Annotated in this window: 22 protein-coding genes; 16 read left to right on the forward strand and 6 right to left on the reverse strand. The window is 66.6% G+C overall.

The features are described 5' to 3' along the window. Positions 1-176: 176 nt before the first annotated feature. Positions 177-1,469, reverse strand: a complete 1,293-nt coding sequence (locus SR870_RS09960) for a flavin-dependent oxidoreductase (RefSeq protein ID WP_322517804.1) — start codon at positions 1,467-1,469, stop codon at positions 177-179. 179 nt (positions 1,470-1,648) lie between these two features. Here SR870_RS09960 and SR870_RS09965 point away from each other — a divergent pair, with 179 nt between their 5' ends. Continuing rightward, entirely contained in the window at positions 1,649-2,251 is a 603-nt protein-coding gene (locus tag SR870_RS09965) for a YegJ family protein (RefSeq protein ID WP_322517805.1), read from the forward strand. After that, positions 2,248-2,826 (forward strand): hypothetical protein, encoded by a 579-nt coding sequence (locus SR870_RS09970; protein WP_322517806.1) that lies wholly within the window; start codon positions 2,248-2,250, stop codon positions 2,824-2,826. The genes SR870_RS09965 and SR870_RS09970 overlap by 4 nt, the downstream gene beginning before the upstream one ends. Here the strand turns inward: SR870_RS09970 and SR870_RS09975 are convergent. Further along, positions 2,798-3,226, reverse strand: a complete 429-nt coding sequence (locus SR870_RS09975) for a hypothetical protein (RefSeq protein WP_322517807.1) — start codon at positions 3,224-3,226, stop codon at positions 2,798-2,800. The genes SR870_RS09970 and SR870_RS09975 overlap by 29 nt on opposite strands. Positions 3,227-4,729: 1,503 nt before the next feature. On the opposite strand from SR870_RS09975, the gene SR870_RS09980 reads away from it, so the two are divergent. The 3 genes from SR870_RS09980 (at position 4,730) to SR870_RS09990 (ending at position 7,773) form a co-directional block, all read left to right on the forward strand. Further along, positions 4,730-5,755 carry a hypothetical protein gene (locus SR870_RS09980; protein WP_416221145.1) on the forward strand — a complete coding sequence of 342 codons (1,026 nt, stop codon included), beginning with the start codon at positions 4,730-4,732 and terminating at the stop codon, positions 5,753-5,755. Positions 5,756-5,896: 141 nt separating this feature from the next. Further along, positions 5,897-7,078, forward strand: coding sequence for a cytochrome P450 (locus SR870_RS09985; RefSeq protein ID WP_322517808.1), 1,182 nt, complete (start codon positions 5,897-5,899; stop codon positions 7,076-7,078). 56 nt (positions 7,079-7,134) lie between these two features. After that, complete coding sequence (locus SR870_RS09990; protein WP_322517809.1) at positions 7,135-7,773, forward strand: collagen-like protein; 639 nt, start codon at positions 7,135-7,137, stop codon at positions 7,771-7,773. Positions 7,774-7,791: 18 nt separating this feature from the next. Here the strand turns inward: SR870_RS09990 and SR870_RS09995 are convergent, their stop codons facing one another. Continuing rightward, positions 7,792-8,058, reverse strand: a complete 267-nt coding sequence (locus SR870_RS09995) for a DUF2277 domain-containing protein (protein WP_322517810.1) — start codon at positions 8,056-8,058, stop codon at positions 7,792-7,794. Positions 8,059-8,203: 145 nt separating this feature from the next. Between SR870_RS09995 and SR870_RS10000 the strand changes: the two genes are divergently transcribed. From SR870_RS10000 to SR870_RS10015, 4 genes are all read left to right on the forward strand, one after another. Continuing rightward, the gene (locus SR870_RS10000) at positions 8,204-8,827 is read left to right on the forward strand and encodes a heme-binding protein (protein WP_322517811.1); all 624 of its coding nucleotides are present in this window, start codon (positions 8,204-8,206) and stop codon (positions 8,825-8,827) included. 91 nt (positions 8,828-8,918) lie between these two features. Further along, positions 8,919-9,164, forward strand: coding sequence for a DUF2188 domain-containing protein (locus tag SR870_RS10005; RefSeq protein ID WP_322517812.1), 246 nt, complete (start codon positions 8,919-8,921; stop codon positions 9,162-9,164). Position 9,165: 1 nt separating this feature from the next. After that, on the forward strand, positions 9,166-9,609 hold the full coding sequence (locus SR870_RS10010) for a DoxX family protein (protein ID WP_322517813.1): 444 nt from the start codon (positions 9,166-9,168) through the stop codon (positions 9,607-9,609). Next, entirely contained in the window at positions 9,578-10,261 is a 684-nt protein-coding gene (locus SR870_RS10015) for a hypothetical protein (RefSeq protein WP_322517814.1), read from the forward strand. Before SR870_RS10010 ends, SR870_RS10015 begins: the two co-directional genes overlap by 32 nt. Before the next feature lie 57 nt (positions 10,262-10,318). Here SR870_RS10015 and bfr read toward each other — a convergent pair whose 3' ends face one another. Beyond that, the gene (gene bfr, locus SR870_RS10020; RefSeq protein WP_322517815.1) at positions 10,319-10,801 is read right to left on the reverse strand and encodes a bacterioferritin; all 483 of its coding nucleotides are present in this window, start codon (positions 10,799-10,801) and stop codon (positions 10,319-10,321) included. A gap of 139 nt (positions 10,802-10,940) precedes the next feature. Next, complete coding sequence (locus SR870_RS10025; RefSeq protein WP_322517816.1) at positions 10,941-11,144, reverse strand: (2Fe-2S)-binding protein; 204 nt, start codon at positions 11,142-11,144, stop codon at positions 10,941-10,943. A gap of 18 nt (positions 11,145-11,162) precedes the next feature. Between SR870_RS10025 and SR870_RS10030 the strand changes: the two genes are divergently transcribed. The 7 genes from SR870_RS10030 to phnE (SR870_RS10060) all read left to right on the forward strand — a co-directional run bounded on the left by SR870_RS10030 (position 11,163) and on the right by phnE (SR870_RS10060) (position 16,203). Next, positions 11,163-11,309 (forward strand): hypothetical protein, encoded by a 147-nt coding sequence (locus tag SR870_RS10030; protein WP_322517817.1) that lies wholly within the window; start codon positions 11,163-11,165, stop codon positions 11,307-11,309. Between the two features lie 236 nt (positions 11,310-11,545). Beyond that, positions 11,546-11,848 carry a hypothetical protein gene (locus SR870_RS10035; RefSeq protein WP_322517818.1) on the forward strand — a complete coding sequence of 101 codons (303 nt, stop codon included), beginning with the start codon at positions 11,546-11,548 and terminating at the stop codon, positions 11,846-11,848. Between the two features lie 263 nt (positions 11,849-12,111). After that, positions 12,112-12,396: a hypothetical protein gene (locus SR870_RS10040; protein WP_322517819.1), complete on the forward strand. Its 285-nt coding sequence runs from the start codon at positions 12,112-12,114 to the stop codon at positions 12,394-12,396. A gap of 287 nt (positions 12,397-12,683) precedes the next feature. Continuing rightward, a complete protein-coding gene (gene phnD, locus SR870_RS10045) occupies positions 12,684-13,643 on the forward strand; it encodes a phosphate/phosphite/phosphonate ABC transporter substrate-binding protein (RefSeq protein WP_322517820.1) in 960 nt (319 codons plus the stop codon). 91 nt (positions 13,644-13,734) lie between these two features. Continuing rightward, the gene (phnC, locus tag SR870_RS10050) at positions 13,735-14,574 is read left to right on the forward strand and encodes a phosphonate ABC transporter ATP-binding protein (RefSeq protein WP_322517821.1); all 840 of its coding nucleotides are present in this window, start codon (positions 13,735-13,737) and stop codon (positions 14,572-14,574) included. Then, complete coding sequence (gene phnE, locus SR870_RS10055) at positions 14,574-15,383, forward strand: phosphonate ABC transporter, permease protein PhnE (RefSeq protein ID WP_322517822.1); 810 nt, start codon at positions 14,574-14,576, stop codon at positions 15,381-15,383. The genes phnC and phnE (SR870_RS10055) overlap by 1 nt, the downstream gene beginning before the upstream one ends. A gap of 1 nt (position 15,384) precedes the next feature. Next, a complete protein-coding gene (gene phnE, locus SR870_RS10060) occupies positions 15,385-16,203 on the forward strand; it encodes a phosphonate ABC transporter, permease protein PhnE (RefSeq protein WP_322517823.1) in 819 nt (272 codons plus the stop codon). 9 nt (positions 16,204-16,212) lie between these two features. On the opposite strand, the gene SR870_RS10065 is transcribed toward phnE (SR870_RS10060), so the two are convergent. After that, on the reverse strand, positions 16,213-17,400 hold the full coding sequence (locus tag SR870_RS10065) for a lytic murein transglycosylase (RefSeq protein WP_322517824.1): 1,188 nt from the start codon (positions 17,398-17,400) through the stop codon (positions 16,213-16,215). Between the last annotated feature and the right edge of the window lie 49 nt (positions 17,401-17,449).

A 17,449-nucleotide genomic window follows, 5' to 3' on the forward strand; every position in this document is an offset into this window, starting at 1 on the left:
ACCCCGCATATCGCTACGCTCATGCGGGCTACGGGCTAACCGCGTAGGCGGATGAACGAAGCGTCATCCGCTGCAACGTCAATGCAACCACCGTCGACGCTCGGCGGTCCCCGCATATCGCTGCGCTTCATGCAGGCTACAGGCTTGCTACGGGCTTGCGAGCGACTCGCTCGTCGCTACACCCCGACCGCTTCCTTCACCTTCGCGCCCTTCGCGATCGTCGGCGGCGCAGCGTTCAGCTTCTCGATCGCGAACCCGGCCGCGGCCTTGTATCCCGCCATGAAGGCCGCGCGTTCCTCCGCTGGAATCACCTCGTCGATATCGTCGAAGGTGCCGCCGCAGCGCTCGTCGACCAGGTTGAGCAGCCCGAACGGGCCGGCGCCGCGGTTGCGCAGGATCAGTTGCGAGATCGGGCCGCACATCTTGGTATCGAACGCCGCCAGCGCGGCTTCGGTCGCGCCGTGTTCGACCATCGCGGCGCCGAGCTCGCGGGCGTCGATGATCGCCTGGCTGCCGCCGTTGGAGCCGGTCGGATACATCGCATGCGCGGCGTCGCCGAGCAGCAGCACGCGGCCGTCGCGCCAGGTGGCGACCGGGTCGCGGTCGATCATCGGATTCTCGAACGCGCTCGTCGACTCGCGGATCAGCGCCGGCACGTCGAGCCAGTCCCACACCCAGCCGTCGAAATGATGCGCGAAGTCGGCGGTCGGCACCTGCCGAAACCAGCCCTGCTGCTTCCAGCCCTCGGAATTGTCGAGCGTCACTTCGGCGATCCAGTTGATCATCGACAGCCCGGTCGAAGGATCCGGATGCGAGATCGGATAGATCACCACACGCTGCTTGTGAGTGCCGAGGCCGATGAACGACGCGCCGGTGCGGGTCGGCTTGCCCCAGGTGGTGCCGCGCCACATCACCGCGCCGCCCCAATGGATCGGCGGCTGGTCCGGATGCATCTGCGCGCGAATGGCGGAGTGAATGCCGTCGGAGCCGATCAGCAGCGCGCCATGATCCTCCGACGTGGTGCCGTCGACGTGCTCGATCCGCGCCGAGACGCCGCCCGCGGTCTCGGCGTAGCCCGCGACGCGGCGGCCGAGCCGCACAGCATCGGCGCCGAGCCGCTTCACCACCTCGTCGTGCAGCAGCATGTGAAAGGCGCCGCGATGCACGGCGTATTGCGGCCAGGCATAGCCGGCGAGCTGGCCGCGCGGCTCGGCATAGATGTCGTTCCCGTTGAGCCCGACCAGCGCCCATTCCTTCGCCGGCAGGCCGACGCGGTCGAGCGCGGCGCCGCCGATGCCGAGGTCGCCGAGTTCGCGCACCGCATTGGGCTGCAGATTGATGCCGACGCCGAGCGGCCGCATCTCGCGCGCGGCCTCATAGACCACGCAGGGCACGCCGATCTGATGCAGCGTCAGCGCCGTCGCCAGCCCGCCGATGCCGCCGCCGGCGATGATCACCTTGTCGCTCATGAACGCTCCACCCTGCCTGTGATTGCGACTTGCTGTAGCCAGCAACCGCCGGCGAGGCAACCGGGCGCGGCCGAACTGTCCGGCGGGACACTGACTTGACGAAAGGAACATAACGGGAACATTATTGCAGCCATTGGTCGAGCGAATTTGGGTGTTGCGTATTTCAGGAGGGCGCCGGGATGCGCCGGGCATTTGCGCTCAAAGTCATTCTGCTGAAAGTCATTCTGCTGAAGGTCATTCTGCTGAAGGTCATTGAGCTGACGGTGATGGCGCTGACGGTGATGGCGTTGTTCCTCTCGGCTCCAGCGCCCGCCGGGGCGGACTCCTTGCTCGATCGGGTCGAGCGCGACGACCTTCACTTCGTGCCGGACGACGACCCGGCGATGCGGGCGGCGATCGCCAAGGCCCGCGCCACCCTGCCCGACTTCCTCGCCAAGGCCGCGCGCCCGCGGATCAATCAGCGCAACTTTGCGCTGAAGGTGGAGGTCGGGCTCGCCGACGGCCGCAGCGAATTCCTGTGGGTCACGCGCTTCGCCAACCAGAACGATGACTTCATCGGCGTGGTCGACAACGAGCCGCGGCTGGTGCCGAACCTGAAACGCGGCGGCTACCTGGTCTTCAAGCGCGACGAGATCGCCGACTGGCTCTACCTCGAAGGCGACCGGATGATCGGCAACGCGACGCTGTGCGCCATGACGGCCTCGGTGCCGGAGGATCGCCGCCTCGCCCGCGAACAATTCGGCCTCGATTGCGACGACGCCCGCTCCGGAGCGCCGCGATGAGCACCGCAGCGGAGGGCCTCTGCGTCGAACTGCTCGACGAGCGCACCACTGGCCGCTGCGATTGCTGCGGCCATGTCAGCCGCATGGTGATGGGCATGATCAGCAAAGCCGGTGCGGACCTGAAAGCCGGTGCGGACCTGGCGAGCTATCTGGTCCATTGGACGGTCGGCCACGTCGATACGCGCGGCGCGGAAATCGATCTGATCATCGGGCCGGGGGGCGACGGCGCCAGCGCCACCGATCGCGTCGCCGTGCGGCTGCATCATTTCATCGGACCGCAGGGTCCGGCCGTGATGGTGCAGGATCAGCCGCCGGCGAGAGCCACGTCCGAATTGGCGGCGCGAGCCCTCGCCCGTGACGAAGTGATCGGCACGCCGCGCGCCGCAGAGGTCTTCGCACTTTACGACGCGCTCGCCTTGCAGGACCCCCGACTCGCGGAGCTGTTTTCCCCTGCGCCGGCCTGCCCGCCGCCTTGCATGCACAGCCCCGGTGATCGCGCGCGCAGACATCTCCTCCCGCGCGAGCCCGCGCCCGGTCGCGGCCGGACTATTGCAGGCCGATCGCGAGGCCGCTGAGGTCGAGGTCGGCGATCAGGCCTACTTGGCGACCGGACAGTTCGAGCACCGCGCCCTTCTCGTTGCGCAGCACGATGGCGCGGGCGCCGACGCCGATCGCAGCGCCGGCGCCGACCGCGCCGTAGACCCCGGCGACGTCGCGCGGCGAGCGGATGTTGCTGACGCGGCCGACGAGCTCGGCCTTGGAGCCGCCGAACACCAGGCCGTAGGACAGTCCGCCGATCGACAGCGGATAGCGGCGGCCGTTGAAGCTCAGCGTGCCGGAGCCGCCCGATCCGCCGATGATCCAGCCGCCCTTGAAGATGGTGAGCGCGATCCGGCCCTCGGCCGCGCGCGCGGCGGTGGCGCCGGCGATCGCGACGAGCATCAGGGCGAACGCAACTCCAAACAATCGACGCATCGGTCTCTCCTGCAAATGACGGCCGATCGGCGACCGGCAAACACGATCGCCGCCACGGCGCGACGATTCGTGCCGCGACCATAGCAGAGCGCGCGGTGCCGCAACGCCCGGCGGACGCAGCGCCCCGAGGATGCTTCGCGCTGCGCGCTCCGCCGGCTCCTCGGATTCGGTGCTGTGCCGGCGGAAGGGCCCTTGACAAAATTCCTATTATGATTATAGTCCGCGTCGTCCTGTCCGTGAGGGGCGCTTCGCGAGGCGTCGTACAAGCGGGACAGATCGACGGGTTGGGAAACCAGCCCGGAACGATGGCCTGGCGAAGCTGACCTTGGTCAGCGAAGTCGGGTTGACGCGGCGTCCTGCGCGCTGTGCATCGCAAGCACGCGTCCGGGAGGCTTCGGGTACCCGTCCGGGCCTACTACGAGGCTCTGCGACTTGTTAGTTCGCTGGACGGGGGCAGGTGAAGGCGGCGTAATCCGCCGGATCAGTGGGGTTTCATTACCCTTGCCTGTCCCCGGAAGCACGGGCCTGACAGCCTAAAATCGCCGCAGGTGGGCGCGCCGACGAGGCGTCGCGCGATGACTTCGAAAGAAGCCATCGCGAACTCACCACCTTCGCGCCACGCGGCGCGCCCCCACCCCTCGCTGTGAAGCGACGGGTGCACAACTCGGGCTCAGCGAGCCGCGAGAAGGAATTGCCGTGGCTGTTTGATAAGTGAAGATGCCAGCGGGTGCAGGTCCTCGACTTGCGCTCCGTCATCCTGAGAGCCTGCCCCGGACTTGATCCGGGGTGCGAGCGCAGCGAGCCTCGAAGGATGGGCCGCACGCACGGTCCACGTCTCCGCATCCTTCGAGGCTCGCCCTGCGGGCGAGCACCCCAGAGTCCGACTCGAAATGGCAGCAACAAGATCAGGCACTTAAGTTCGTCTTTGCGAGGAGCGAAGCGACGAAGCAATCCAGACTCCTGTGTTTGGCGCACTGGATTGCTTCGCTTCGCTCGCAATGACGGGGATAGGGCGTTGATCTTGCGGCCCACATTTTTTTTCGGTCAGGCTCTCAGGATGACGGCGCAGCGATGGCCGAAGCGCTCGCCCCGCTCTCTCCCGTCATCGCCCGCGCAGGCGGGCGACCCAGTATTCCAGGGCGGTCGTTAGTTCGTCGTGCAAACACCGCGCACGTGACGCTCCCGTCATGTGCGGGCGCGCCCCGCCTGCGCGGCCGAAGCCGCTTCGACACCGGCTCGACCCGCGCATCCGCCGCGCGCATCAGCGCGGCAGGAATGGTGCTTGCCGAGCGGATGGCCTCCGGTCGAGCCCGGCCATGACGAAAGAGCCTTGGCTAAGGCCGCATCGGCCGCCGCGGGCGGTCGTCCTTGATGCAGGTCAAAGCCGCGCCGCCGCTCGCGGTGATTTGTCCGCCCGCAGCAGCAATGATCGATGGGTAAAACCCGCGTCGGGACGCCGCTGCGGCTTTCGGCGGCGTTTGTTTGGCGATAGGCTGAGCAACCATGATGTGGGGACTCGCGGTGCTGCGCAAAGCTTTCATGAAAGTGTTCTCGGCCCATCCGGTCGAGACCATCGCCGCTTGCACGGGTCTGTTCATGATCGTGCTCGGCTTCGCGCTCGGCACCCAGAGCGGCTGGGTGTGGTTCTGGGGCCAGATCTCGGCGATCTTCGGCGCCAGCCTCGCCACGCTCGCGGTGGTCTGGACCGTACGCCAGCGCGCCGCCGAGGCGCGCACCGCCGCCCACCTCAACGTGCTGGCGCGCCAGCTCGAAACCTCGATCAGCCAGATCCACAAATCGATCAAGGGCGGCCGCGACGAGTCGCTGCCCTCGGCGGTGTATCTGGCGCAGATCGAGCAGTGCATCGACAATCTGATCGGCGTCACCCACGAGATCGGCGAGATCACCGGCCGGCAATTGCCGTTCGACGTGATCGAGATGCTGACCGCGCGCGAGACGCTGCACATCGAGGCGCATATCACCGACACCCGCGCCCCGGAGCGCAAGCTCGCCACCGAGACCGAGAACTGCCCGGCCTGCAAGAAGGCCGTCGAATTCCAGATCGGCAGCCTGCCCGGCGACAGCGCCAAGCCGACCTGCCCGCATTGCGGCCAGCGCTTCCACGCCCATCGCTCCACCACCGGCAACATCTTCCTGCGGATGCCCGGCGCCTCGCAATTCACCCGCGCGGTGTCGGTGAACTGCCCGGTGTGTTCGAGCAAGATCCCGGCGAATATCGACCAGGGCAAGCAGCAGTCGGAGACGCGGTTCTGTTTCTCCTGCGGCGCCAAGGTGAGCATCGATCCGCTCGGGCAAGAATGCACGCTGATTGCGAAGCAGGACCGCCTGCCCGGCCACTTCAACGCGGCCGGCAGCCTGGTCTGCGAAACCTGCAGCGAGCCGGCGATCGTGCTGACCTCGAACAGCGCCGGCACCTACGGCATCTGCCGCAAGGACGACGGCCTGGTGTTCCTCCCGGCCAACAGCACGCCGTCGGCCGCGCCGCCGCGCAGCGACGCGGCCGAGTAGCAGCGAACTACGCACAGAGATTCGAAAATCCCGCGCGAAACCATGCTGCGGCGCCGCATGGTTTCGGTTTGACAGCCGCGCCCCGCTTGATCACGCTTGCAGTTGCCTCGCAACTTCTCCCGCACTGCAGCAGATCATCGCATGAGCAACGCCCCGCATTTCGACATCGACGTCGCCGCGTTCTGGGCCGATCCCTATCCGGCATTGGCGAAGATGCGCGCCGAGGCACCGATCGCCTTCGTGCCGCAGCTCGGCTCGACCATCTTCACCCGGCGTGACGACATCTTCGTCAACGAGAAGCGCATCGAGGTGTTCTCGTCGCATCAACCGGCCGGGCTGATGAACCGGCTGATGGGTCACAACATGATGCGCAAGGACGGCGACGCGCACATCGCCGAGCGCACCGCGCTGTTTCCGGCGGTGTCGCCGCGCACGGTGAAGGCGGTCTGGCGCGCGCAGTTTCAGGCCCATGCCGACCGCATTCTCGATCAGCTCGCGCAGCAGGGCGCCGCCGATCTGGTCAAGGCGTTCGCGCTGCCGCTGTCCGGCGAATGCCTCAAGGACATCACCGGCCTCACCAATATCAGCTACCAGGAGATGGATTCGTGGTCGCAGGCGATGATCGACGGCATCGCCAACTACACCGGCGACAAAGCCGTCGAGGAACGCTGCCATGCAGCGACCGCGGGCATCGACGCGGCGATCGACGACATGGCGCCGGCCGTCGGCAAGCATCCGAACCATTCGATGCTCAGCGTGCTGATCGCCGGCGGCATGGCGATGGAGTCGATCCGCGCCAACATCAAGCTCGCGATCTCCGGCGGGCAGAACGAGCCGCGCGACGCGATCGCGGGCTGCGTCTGGGCGCTGCTGACGCATCCGTCGCAATACGCCCGGGTGGCCGCGGGCGAAGCGAGCTGGCTCGACGTGTTCGAGGAATACGCCCGCTGGATCGCGCCGATCGGGATGTCGCCGCGCCGCGTGGCGCAGCCGTTTCATTATCGCGGCGTCGATTTCGAGCCGGAGGACCGGGTGTTCTTCATGTTCGGCTCGGCCAATCGCGACGAGGCCTGTTTCGCCGATCCTGATATCTTCGACGTCGGCCGCGATCACGCCAAGAGCATCGCCTTCGGCGCCGGGCCGCATTATTGCGCCGGCGCCTTCGCCTCCCGCGCGATGGTCGCCGACGTCGCGCTGCCGAGCGTGTTCGCGCGGCTGCAGGAATTGCGGCTCGATCCGCAGCAGCCGGTGCGGATCGGCGGCTGGGCGTTTCGCGGCCTGCTCAATCTGCCGGTGGTCTGGAACAGCGCCGCGCCGAATTGATGCCGTCACCTCACCTCTGCTAAGGGTGAGAGACAGGAATCGTTTTGGGGGCGCGTGTGGCCGAAGCAGAAACCAACCGCCGTGGACGTCCGGGACCGCAAGGACCGCGCGGACGGCCCGGCGAACCGGGACGTCCCGGACCGCAGGGACATCCGGGGCGGCCGGGACCGGACGGCCCGCGCGGCAAGCCGGGGCCGGTCGGCAAGCCCGGTCCGCAAGGCAAGGCCGGCCCGCAGGGCAAGGCCGGCGCCGACGGCAAGCCGGGGCCGCAGGGCCCGCAAGGCAAGCCCGGTCCCGACGGCAAGGCCGGCCCGATCGGTCCCGACGGCAAAGCCGGACCGCAAGGCCCGCGCGGCGAGCAAGGCCCCCGTGGTGATCAGGGACTGCGCGGCGATCAGGGCCCGCGCGGCGAGCCCGGCCCTGCCGGCGCCCTCCCCTCGATCGAGCAGGTGATGCCCTGGCTGCACCTGATCTTCGACGCCTATGAGGACTACAAGGCGAAGCGCGAACAGGAGGCGCGCGAACGCGCCGAGCGCGAGGCCGCGGAAGCGCGCGAAGCGATCGAACGCGAAGCCGCCGAGCGCGAGGTCGCAGCAGCGCTCGACGGGTCGGAGCAAGCCGCCGACGACGACCGCGAGGACGACGACGAGCGGACCGACGGCAAGAAAAAGAAGAAGCGCAAGCACAAGGATTGAGTGCGCATCGCGCGGACGCTAACCGAACCGTTCGCGCGAGCGCTGCTTCGCCTTTTCCGCCTCGACCTCCCGATTGCGCGGCTCGGCCTGCGTCTGCAGCGACGCCAGCAATTTCCGCGCGACATCGGCGACGTCGTCGACCGCGCGCTCGAACGCCGCTGCGTTGGCTTGCGACGGCGTATTGAACCCCGACAGCTTGCGGACGAATTGCAGCGCCGAGGCGCGGATTTCATCCTCGGTCGCCGGCGGCTCGAAATTGAACAGCGTCTTGATATTCCGGCACATTCTCGACCCTCGAACGTTGTCAGCCTGTTACCGGATGGTAACGCCGATCGCCCGGCGCGCAACGCGGAACTCCGGACTTGCAGCCCTTGTGATCGCCGTCCTGGTGATTAGCTGAGACGGCAGTTCGAATGCTGCGAGGACACGAATGTCGGCGATCTGGTACTACACCGTGCTGGTGTTCGAATCCGCTCTCGGCGTATTCGGGCTGCGGCTCTACGAGCAGCCGGCCTATACGGTGCTCGACCGCCCCGCCGACAACATCGAGATCCGCCGCTACGCGCCGCGCGTCGCCGCCGAGGTCGCGCTCGATCGCGAGGGCGACGGCGGCCGCGCCTTCACGCTGCTGTTCAACTACATCGCCGGCGCAAACCGCAACGCCGCCGGCGAACCCGAGCGCGTGGCGATGACGTCGCCGGTCGACGTGGCACGGCCCGAGAAGATAGCAATGACCGCGCCGGTGCAGACCGAGCGCAGCGACGGCGCGATCCGGATGCGATTCTTCCTGCCGGCGAAGCTCACGCCCGAAACCGCGCCGAAGCCGTCCGACGACCGCGTCAAGATCGTCTCGGTGCCCGAAGAAACCGTCGCGACGCTGCGCTTCACCTGGACCGGCCGCGACCTCGGCGTGCGCCAGCAGGAACTGATCGCGGCACTGGAAAATTCGCGCTGGCAGCCCGCCGGCGCGCCCTACGGCCTGTTCTACGATGCGCCGTTCACCATCCCCTTCCTGCGCCGCAACGAAGCAGCGGTCACGGTGACGGCGCGATGAGCGACGCGGAACAGCGGCGGTCGGGGACAGTTGGTTCATCGACGCGCAGGATCGCGTCGGACGATTCACGGGGTTCATCAGCGAGGCCGTCATGACCAAAATCACCTATGCGATCGTCGAACACGACGGCGGCTGGGCCTACACGGCCAACGGCGTTTTCTCGGAACCTTATCCGACGCACGACGCGGCGGCCGCCGCCGCCCGCCGGGCCGCGGAGGAGCAGCGCGTGCCGGGCGCGACCGAAGTGATCCAGTACGAGGACGAATCCGGCAAATGGCACGAGGAGACCGCTTCCGGCAGCGATCGACCGGCGACTGCGATCGTGGACAAGACTTAGGATGACGTCGTCGTCCTCGCCGGCGGTCTCCGACGCCTCGCAGTCCGATCTGCCGCGCCTTGTGCTGCGCTGGATCCTCGCGGCGTTCTTCGCCGCCGCCGGCGTGGCGCATCTCGCCGTGCCCGAAAAACTGCTCGCGATGACACCGGACTGGGTGCCGTTCGCGCCGCAGGTGATCCTGCTCACCGGACTGTGCGAACTGGCCGGCGCGATCGCGCTGGTGACGCGGCCGCTGCGTTGGTGGGCCGGCGTTGCGTTTGCGCTCTACGCGCTGTGCGTCTGGCCGGCGAATATCAACCACGCAATCAGCGGGATCGACATCCCGGGGCTGCCGAGCAGTTGGTGGTATCACGGCCCGAGGCTGGCGGCGCAGCCGCTGATCATCTGGGCATCTTTGTATGCCGCGGGCGTCGTTGACTGGCCGTTCCGGCGCCGGCAAGCCTGACTGCGGCGCGGACGATACTACCAGATTTCAAATCCTCTTGCTTACTACCCGTCATGGTTGCAGAATGGAACCAGGGTGGGAGGCTGCGTTGCGTGGTTCGTTGCGTATCCTGTTGCGGGTTTCGGCATTGGGCGCAGTCGCGATACTGGCCGGATGCGTCACCGACGCCGGGACGTCCCGGTCCGGAAGCTGGCTGATCGATCAGAGGCCAGATCGGATTACCGGCACGCCGGTCTCTGGCGCGTTCACGCGGGTTTGGGGCGCGACCAACAGCACCGACTCGGCCATCCGTCACGCCAGCCTGCAACTCACCTGCTTCGAGAAGCGTCCGATCGCGAAGATCGCTTTCGCCTTCAGGATCGGCTCCGACCGGAACACCAGCCTCGGCTACCGCTTCGACGACAAGCCGGGGCGCGACGCCGTCGAGTCCCGAGTTCTGTTCGGTAACAGGGTGATCGTCATCGACGACGCCGCCGCCTTACAGCAGTTCATCGACGATCTGCGCGGTTCGACCCGGCTCTACGTCCGGATCCGCTCGCTCAATGCCGGCATCAGTTCGGTGGAGTTCAAGGTCGCCGGCGCCGAGCCGGCGATCGAGGCGGCCTATGCGGACTGTCCGCTGTCGCCGCCGCCCGCGCGCCGGACGACCTGATCCGGGCGACGTCGCCCGGCGCGCACCCCGAAACGGGATACGCGCCGATGCTATCGATCAGTCGTGGTCGAGTTCGCCGATGTGGTGCTGCTGATAGAGCTGGACGCCGAGCCGCTTGACCAGGTCGATCTGGGTCTCGAGGAAATCGATGTGATGCTCCTCGTCCTTCATCAGCTGCTCGAACAGGTCGCGCGACACGTAGTCCTTGACGCTGTGGCAGTAGGTCGCCGCTTCCTGATACAGTTCGCGGGCGCCGATCTCGGCCTGCAGGTCGGAGTTCAGCACTTCCTCGACGTTCTGGCCGATCCGCAACGGGTCCAGCACCTGCATGTTCGGGAAGCCGTCGAGGAAAATGATCCGGTCGGTCAGCTTGTCGGCGTGTTCCATCTCCTCGATCGATTCCTTGCGCCAGGTCTTGGCGAGGTCCTTCAGCCCCCAATTGTCGAGCAACCGATAATGCAACCAATACTGGCTGATGGCCGTGAGCTCGCTTCGCAAACCGCGATTGAGATATTCGATGACCTTGGCATCGCCCTTCATGACTTCTCCTGTCGCACACTTGCGCAATCCGGGATTTCACCCGGCGCGCCATTCCACTTTAGAATTGGAATAATTCTAGATCAAAATCCCAACGAATCGCAATCCCCGCGATTGCAGGGGCCTAACGCGTTTGCAGGGTTCAGGATACGTGGGCGTGCGCGTGTCCAGCCGGGCAGCCGGTATCGTTCATGATCTTCCGGATGGTGTGCATGCAACGGCCGCACTGGCGGCTGCAGCCAAGGCAGCGATGCACCTCGCCGGCGCTGCGTGCGTTCCCGCCATCGGGATTCAACGCGCTACGGACGTCGTGATCGGTGAGGACGTTGCAGGAACAGACGATCATGGAATTTCAGCAGTCCCAATGATGGCGGTGCAAGCTTTCGATAGTGAAGAGATAGGATCGAAGCAAAAGGAAAACGGCTGTTTTGAAGCTATTCCAAACTCGATGAGCCGTCTTGATCTCGCTCAAGCGCCTGCGCCGCACGGCTTTGATGGCGGAAGCCGTTAGTTCAGCGCGGACAATGTTCTGATCGTCATGGCGGACCGAAACTGATCCGCGCTGCGGAGCGATCGACTTGGGGCCCGAAAACCGGGATCAGGACGCCGTGTGCATTGCGGCAATCGAAGCCGAAACATGGCCAGTCTGGGACCCCTCCATTCATTGATCGTTCAACAGTATTGTGGAACCTTTCGCCTGCGACGTTTCATTTGCAGCCGTCGCGACCGAGATCGAAGGGTGAAGCCATGAGGAAACCATTGATGGTGCTGGCCGCAGCGGCGGCGCTGGGAGTGGCGGCGGTTGGCTCGCCGGCCCCGGCACAGGCGCATGACGGCTTTGGCGTGGGACTCGCCGCCGGGCTTCTCGGCGGCGCCATTGTCGGCGGCGCGGTCGCCGGCCCCGGCTATTACGGATACGGCCCCGGCTACTATCGGCCGGCCCCGGCTTATGTCGTCGGACCCGGCTACGACGCCGACTGCTACTGGCAGCGCCAGCGCTTCTGGGACGGCTATGCCTGGCGAATCCGCCAGGTGCGCGTCTGCGAATAGTATTGAACCTTCGGGCTTCTGCGCCGACTAACCAGTCTTCCCCTTGTCCTGACTGGACGGAGAAGCCTTGTGTGGCCTGAACTTGGGTGGCCCGTACCTGGGTGGCCCGTACCTGGGTGGCCCGAAAAAGACCGCTTTTGAGGGACAGTGATCGGCAGCCTATCTGCGACGATTGACGGCATTGCGCTTTTTTGGTGCTGTGCGGTTGGCCTTGCGAGTTTATATCAACGCGCGCCGGTCGCGGCGCTACTCTGGAGAGACAAATGAAGAAGACTGTTTCGATCCTGGTTGCGGTCGCGACCCTCGCCGGCTCGCTGATGACGGCGGTTCCGGACGCGAAGGCAGATGGCGGCCGGATCGCAGCCGGCGTCGCCGGCGGCCTGATCGGCGGCGCCCTGCTCGGTGGCGCGATTGCGGCCAGCCGTCCGGCCTACGGCGCCCCTGCCCCGGTCTATGTCGAAGAGCCGGCCTGCCGCATCGTCCGCCAGCGCTTCTGGGACGATTATCGCGGCGTCTGGCGTTCGCGCCCGGTCGAAGTCTGCGATTGATTCGATCGATCGCCTCGATTCGACGTTCCGACGTCTTCTGAACCGGCCGATTTTCGGCCGGTTTCTTTTTGTCTGCGCGGCATCGAGTTGCGGCTGCGCTCCCGGGTCGGCGGCAGTCATGACGTGACTGTCATATAACTATCGCGCCCCCGGTCCATGATGACGCCGATCGCGTCGAAGCCTCCGCACGTTTTCCAGACCCGATCCGTCGTTTCCTCTCGTCGACCGCATCAGCCGCTGGCCGTCGGGATCATCATGTCAAGACCACCGACCCTCAGGAGAGATTCGTGATCCGCACCTTTGTTCGGACGCTGGCCGTCGGGGCCGCTGTCAGCGTGGCTTTGTCGAGCAGCGCGCTCGGCCTCGATTCCCGCTTCACCGACGCCGACGGCGACCTGTTGGCCGACGTCCCGAGCAACGCGGCGGAGCAGATCGATCCGCCGGTTCTCGTCTTCGCCTACACGCCGGTCGAGGACCCCGCGGTCTATGCCAAGGTCTGGGAAGGCTTTCTGAAGCATATGGAGCAGGTGACCGGCAAGCGGGTGCAGTTCTTCCCGGTCCAGTCCAACGCCGCGCAGATCGAGGCGATGCGCGCCGGCCGTCTGCACGTGGCGGGCTTCAACACCGGCTCCAATCCGATCGCGGTGAATTGCGCCGGCTTTCGCCCGTTCGCCATGATGGCGTCGAACAAGGACGAGTTCGGCTACAAGATGGAGATCATCACCTATCCGGGCTCGGGCATCGACAAGATCGAGGACATCAAGGGCAAGAAGATGGCCTTCACCTCGGAGACCTCGAACTCCGGCTACAAGGCGCCCTCCGCCCTGCTGCGCGATCAGTTCAAGATGGAAGCCCAGAAGGACTACGAGCCGGTGTTCTCCGGCAAGCACGACAATTCGATTCTCGGCGTCGCCAACAAGGACTACCCGGCCGCCGCAATCGCCTCCTCGGTCAAGGACCGGATGATCGGGCGCAACGTGGTGAAGCCGGATCAACTGAAGGTGATCTATGCCTCGGACTCGTTTCCGACCACCGGTTACGGCGTGGTCTACAATCTGAAGCCGGAACTACAGGCCAAGATCAAGCAGGCGTTCTTCTCCTATCCGTGGGAAGGCAGCGAACTGTTGAAGGAATTCGAGAAGTCCGACCCGCCGCAGCAGAAGTTCATGGAGATCTCGTTCAAGGACAAATGGCAGGTGGTGCGCCAGATCGATCAGGCGATGGGCGTCAGCTACGCCTGCAAGTAACAGCCGCCTTGCGTAGTGGCGCCGTCCGGATTGATATTCGGGCGGCGCGACGCATGTCGGGCACCGGCCATTCGCGATCGGGGAACCATTCGTGCTGACGATCGAAAACCTCGAGAAGCGCTACAACACCGGCGATCGGGCGCTGAAGGGCGTCTCGCTTCACATCGGCCCCGGCGACATCGTCGGCCTGATCGGCCCCTCCGGCGCCGGCAAGTCGACGCTGATCCGCTGCGTCAACCGCTTGGTGCCGCCGACCGGCGGCTCGATCCGGCTCGGCGACACCGAACTGACCCGGCTCGGCGGCGCGGATCTGCGCCGGGCGCGGCGCCGGATCGGAATGATCTTCCAGGAATTCGCGCTGATCGAGCGCCTCACCGTGATGGAGAACGTGCTGTCCGGACGGCTCGGCTATGTCGGATTCTGGGCGAGCTGGTTCCGGCGGTTTCCACAGGCGGATGTGCAGCGCGCCTTCGCGCTGCTGGCCCGGGTCGGGCTCAGCGACCAGGTCGACAAGCGCGCCGATGCGCTGTCCGGCGGGCAGCGCCAGCGCGTCGGCATCGCGCGGGCACTGGCGCAGAATCCGGAACTGTTGCTGATCGACGAACCGACCGCCAGCCTCGACCCGAAGACCTCCCGACAGGTGATGCGGCTGATCACCGAGCTTTGCGCCGAGCGCGGCCTCGCTGCTATCGTCAACATCCACGACGTCGCGCTGGCGCAGCTTTTTCTGCCGCGGATCGTCGGGCTGCGCGCCGGCGAAGTGGTTTACGACGGCCCGGCTTCCGGCCTCACGCCCGACGTCCTCACCAGCATTTATGGCGAAGAGGATTGGTCGAAGACCACCGACGACGCCGAGATCGTCGACCTCCCGCCGCACGCTGCCGAGCCGCCCGCACCGCTCAAGCTCGATCCGGCGCTGGCGCGGCTGTGATGGATGCGCAGGCCCGATCCGCGGCGCCGGTCTGGCACCCGCCGCGACTCATCGAGAACCGCTGGCTCCGGATCGGCATCGCCGCCGCCGTGGTCGGGTATCTCTGGCTGGCGCTGTCGAGCGTCGATGTCGACTGGACCCGTGTGGTCGAGGGGATGGCCCGCGCGGCGCGGCTGTTCGCCGGCTTCCTGCAGCCCGATTTCACCTCGCGCTGGAGCGACATCCAACAGGGCCTGATCGAGAGCCTGACGATGACGGTCTGCGCGACCGTATTCGGCGTGATCCTGGCGCTGCCGATCGGCCTCGGCGCCGCGCGTAATCTGGCGCCGTGGTGGCTCTACGGCATCTGCCGCGCGGTGATCGCGCTGGCGCGGTCGTTCCAGGAGATCATCGTCGCGATCCTGTTCGTGGCGATGTTCGGTTTCGGCACCTTCGCCGGCTTCCTGACGCTGTCGCTGTCCACGATCGGCTTCCTGTCGAAACTGATCGCCGACGACATCGAGGAGATCGACCCCGCGCAGGTCGAGGCGATCCGCGCCACCGGCGGCGGCTTCTGGCAGGTGATCGACTTTGCCGTCGCCTCGCAGGTGACGCCGCGCCTGGTCGGGCTCACCGCCTATCAGGTCGACATCAATTTCCGCGAGAGTTCGGTGATCGGCATCGTCGGCGCCGGCGGCATCGGCGCCACGCTGAACACCGCGCTCGACCGCTATGAATTCGACAGCGCCGCGGCGATCCTGTTGATCATCATCGGCATCGTGATGCTGTGCGAATACGCCTCCGGCTGGATCCGCAAGAGGGTGGCCTGAGATGGCGGTGACGATCGGCGCCGACGGCGCGCAACACTGGCGCAGGCTGACGCCCGGCGAGCAGCGCTGGCGCTGGTTCGGCTGGTTCGCGCTGGTCGTCCTCGCGGTGCTGTGCTGGCGGATCATGACCGCGGATACGATCTGGGCTTTCGTCGAGGATGCGCCGCGACAGGCCGCCGACATATTCGGAAGGATGCTGCCGCCGCGCTGGAGCTATGCCGATCGGCTCTGGAAGCCGCTGTGGGACACGCTCAACATCGCCACCCTGGGCACCCTGATCGCAATCGTCATCGCGACCCCGCTGGGCTTTCTGGCGGCGCGCAACACCACGCCGAGCGTGGCCTTCGTGCGCCCGCTGGCGCTGTTCGTCATCGTCGGCTCGCGATCGATCAACGCGCTGATCTGGGGACTGCTGCTGGTCGCGGTGCTCGGCCCCGGCGTGCTGGCCGGCATCATCGCCATCGCGCTGCGCTCGATCGGCTTCATCGGCAAACTGCTGTACGAGGCGATCGAGGAAATCGACGACACCCAGGTCGAGGCGATCCGCGCCACCGGCGCGGGCCCCGGCCAGGTGATCAGCTACGGGATCTGGCCGCAGATCCTGCCGGCCTTCGCCACCATCGCGGTGTTCCGCTGGGACATCAACATCCGGGAATCCACCGTGCTCGGCCTGGTCGGCGCCGGCGGCATCGGGCTGGCGCTGGAAAGCTCGCTCAACACGCTGGCCTGGCCGCAGGTCTCGCTGATCCTGCTGATGATCCTGTCGACCGTGGTCGTCAGCGAATGGATCACCGCAAAGGTCCGCCGGGCGATCATCTGACCGCGGTGACTACCGCGCGGCCTCGATCGAGCGCAGCACCGGTTCGCTGGGCCAGCAATCGAGCGTCAGCCGCGCGGATTTCTGATACGCGCCGAGCGCGGCGCGGGTCAGCATCCCGGCCTTGCCGTCGATCTTGTCGTTGTAGAAACCGAGCCGCGTCAGCCCGCGCTGCATCGCCTCGACGTCGGTGGTGCGGAGCTGCTTCGTCGCCGACCATTGCGTCGCAAACGGTCGCGGATCGGTCATGCGGTCGGCGAGATGACCGACGAACAGCACGTAGAGATCGGAGAAGTTGTATTGCTTGATGACGAAGTAGTTGTTCGTCGTCAGGAAGGCGGGGCCGTAGATGCCCTCGGGCTGCAGCAACGACGCGGGCTCCGCCAACTCGCCGGCGTCGAGCTTGCCGCCGCGGGCCAGTGTGAATCCGTCGCGCAGCCACTGCCCGATCGGCTGGCTGACCTCGGGCACGCCCCTCGTGCAATCGGCATTGGCCGGCGCGCGGACCTCGTAGGCCCAGCTAACGCCCGGCTTCCAGCCCTTGTTGACGAGTTGCTGCGCGGCGGACGCCAGCGCATCCGGCACCGAGCGCCAGATATCGACGCGGCCGTCACCATCGAAATCGACGCCGTGCTTGTCGAGTTCGGTCGGCAGAAACTGCGTCAGCCCAGTGGCGCCGGCCCATGACGAGCGCATGTCGGCGCGCGTCACCACGCCGTCGCTGATCAGCTTCAAGGCCGCGATCAGCTCGAGGCGATACTGCTCCTTGCGACGTCCGACATAGGCCTGCGTCGCCAGCACGCGGACGGCATCATAGGGCAGCCGGTGCCGGCCGTAGTCGGTCTCGCGGCCCCAGATCGCCAGCACCACCGTCGCCGGCACGCCGAACCGCTGCTCGATCGCGGCGAGCGTGGGGCGATACTTCCGCAGCAAGCCGCGGCCGTGTGCGGCCAGGCTCTCGATCCGCGCTTCCTTGAGATAATCGGCCGGCACCTGGACGAACTCGGCCTGGGACGGCGCGCCGGTCTTGGGCCGCCCCGGCAGGATCAGGTCCGGCAGCTTGTAGTCCGGCTCGAGCCCCGCCGTTACGGCATCGAACGTCGCGCGGGAAACGCCCGCCTGCTGCGCCTCGGGCCACAGCGAGGCGACGAAGCGCGTGAAGCCGGCATCGGCCGCCTGCGCGGCGGCCGGGGCCAGCATCAGCCACAGCGCCGCCGCGGCTGCGGCCAGAGCGGCAGCGGCACGCTTC

It is taken from the genome of Rhodopseudomonas palustris, from assembly GCF_034479375.1.
Classification (GTDB): domain Bacteria; phylum Pseudomonadota; class Alphaproteobacteria; order Rhizobiales; family Xanthobacteraceae; genus Rhodopseudomonas; species Rhodopseudomonas palustris_M.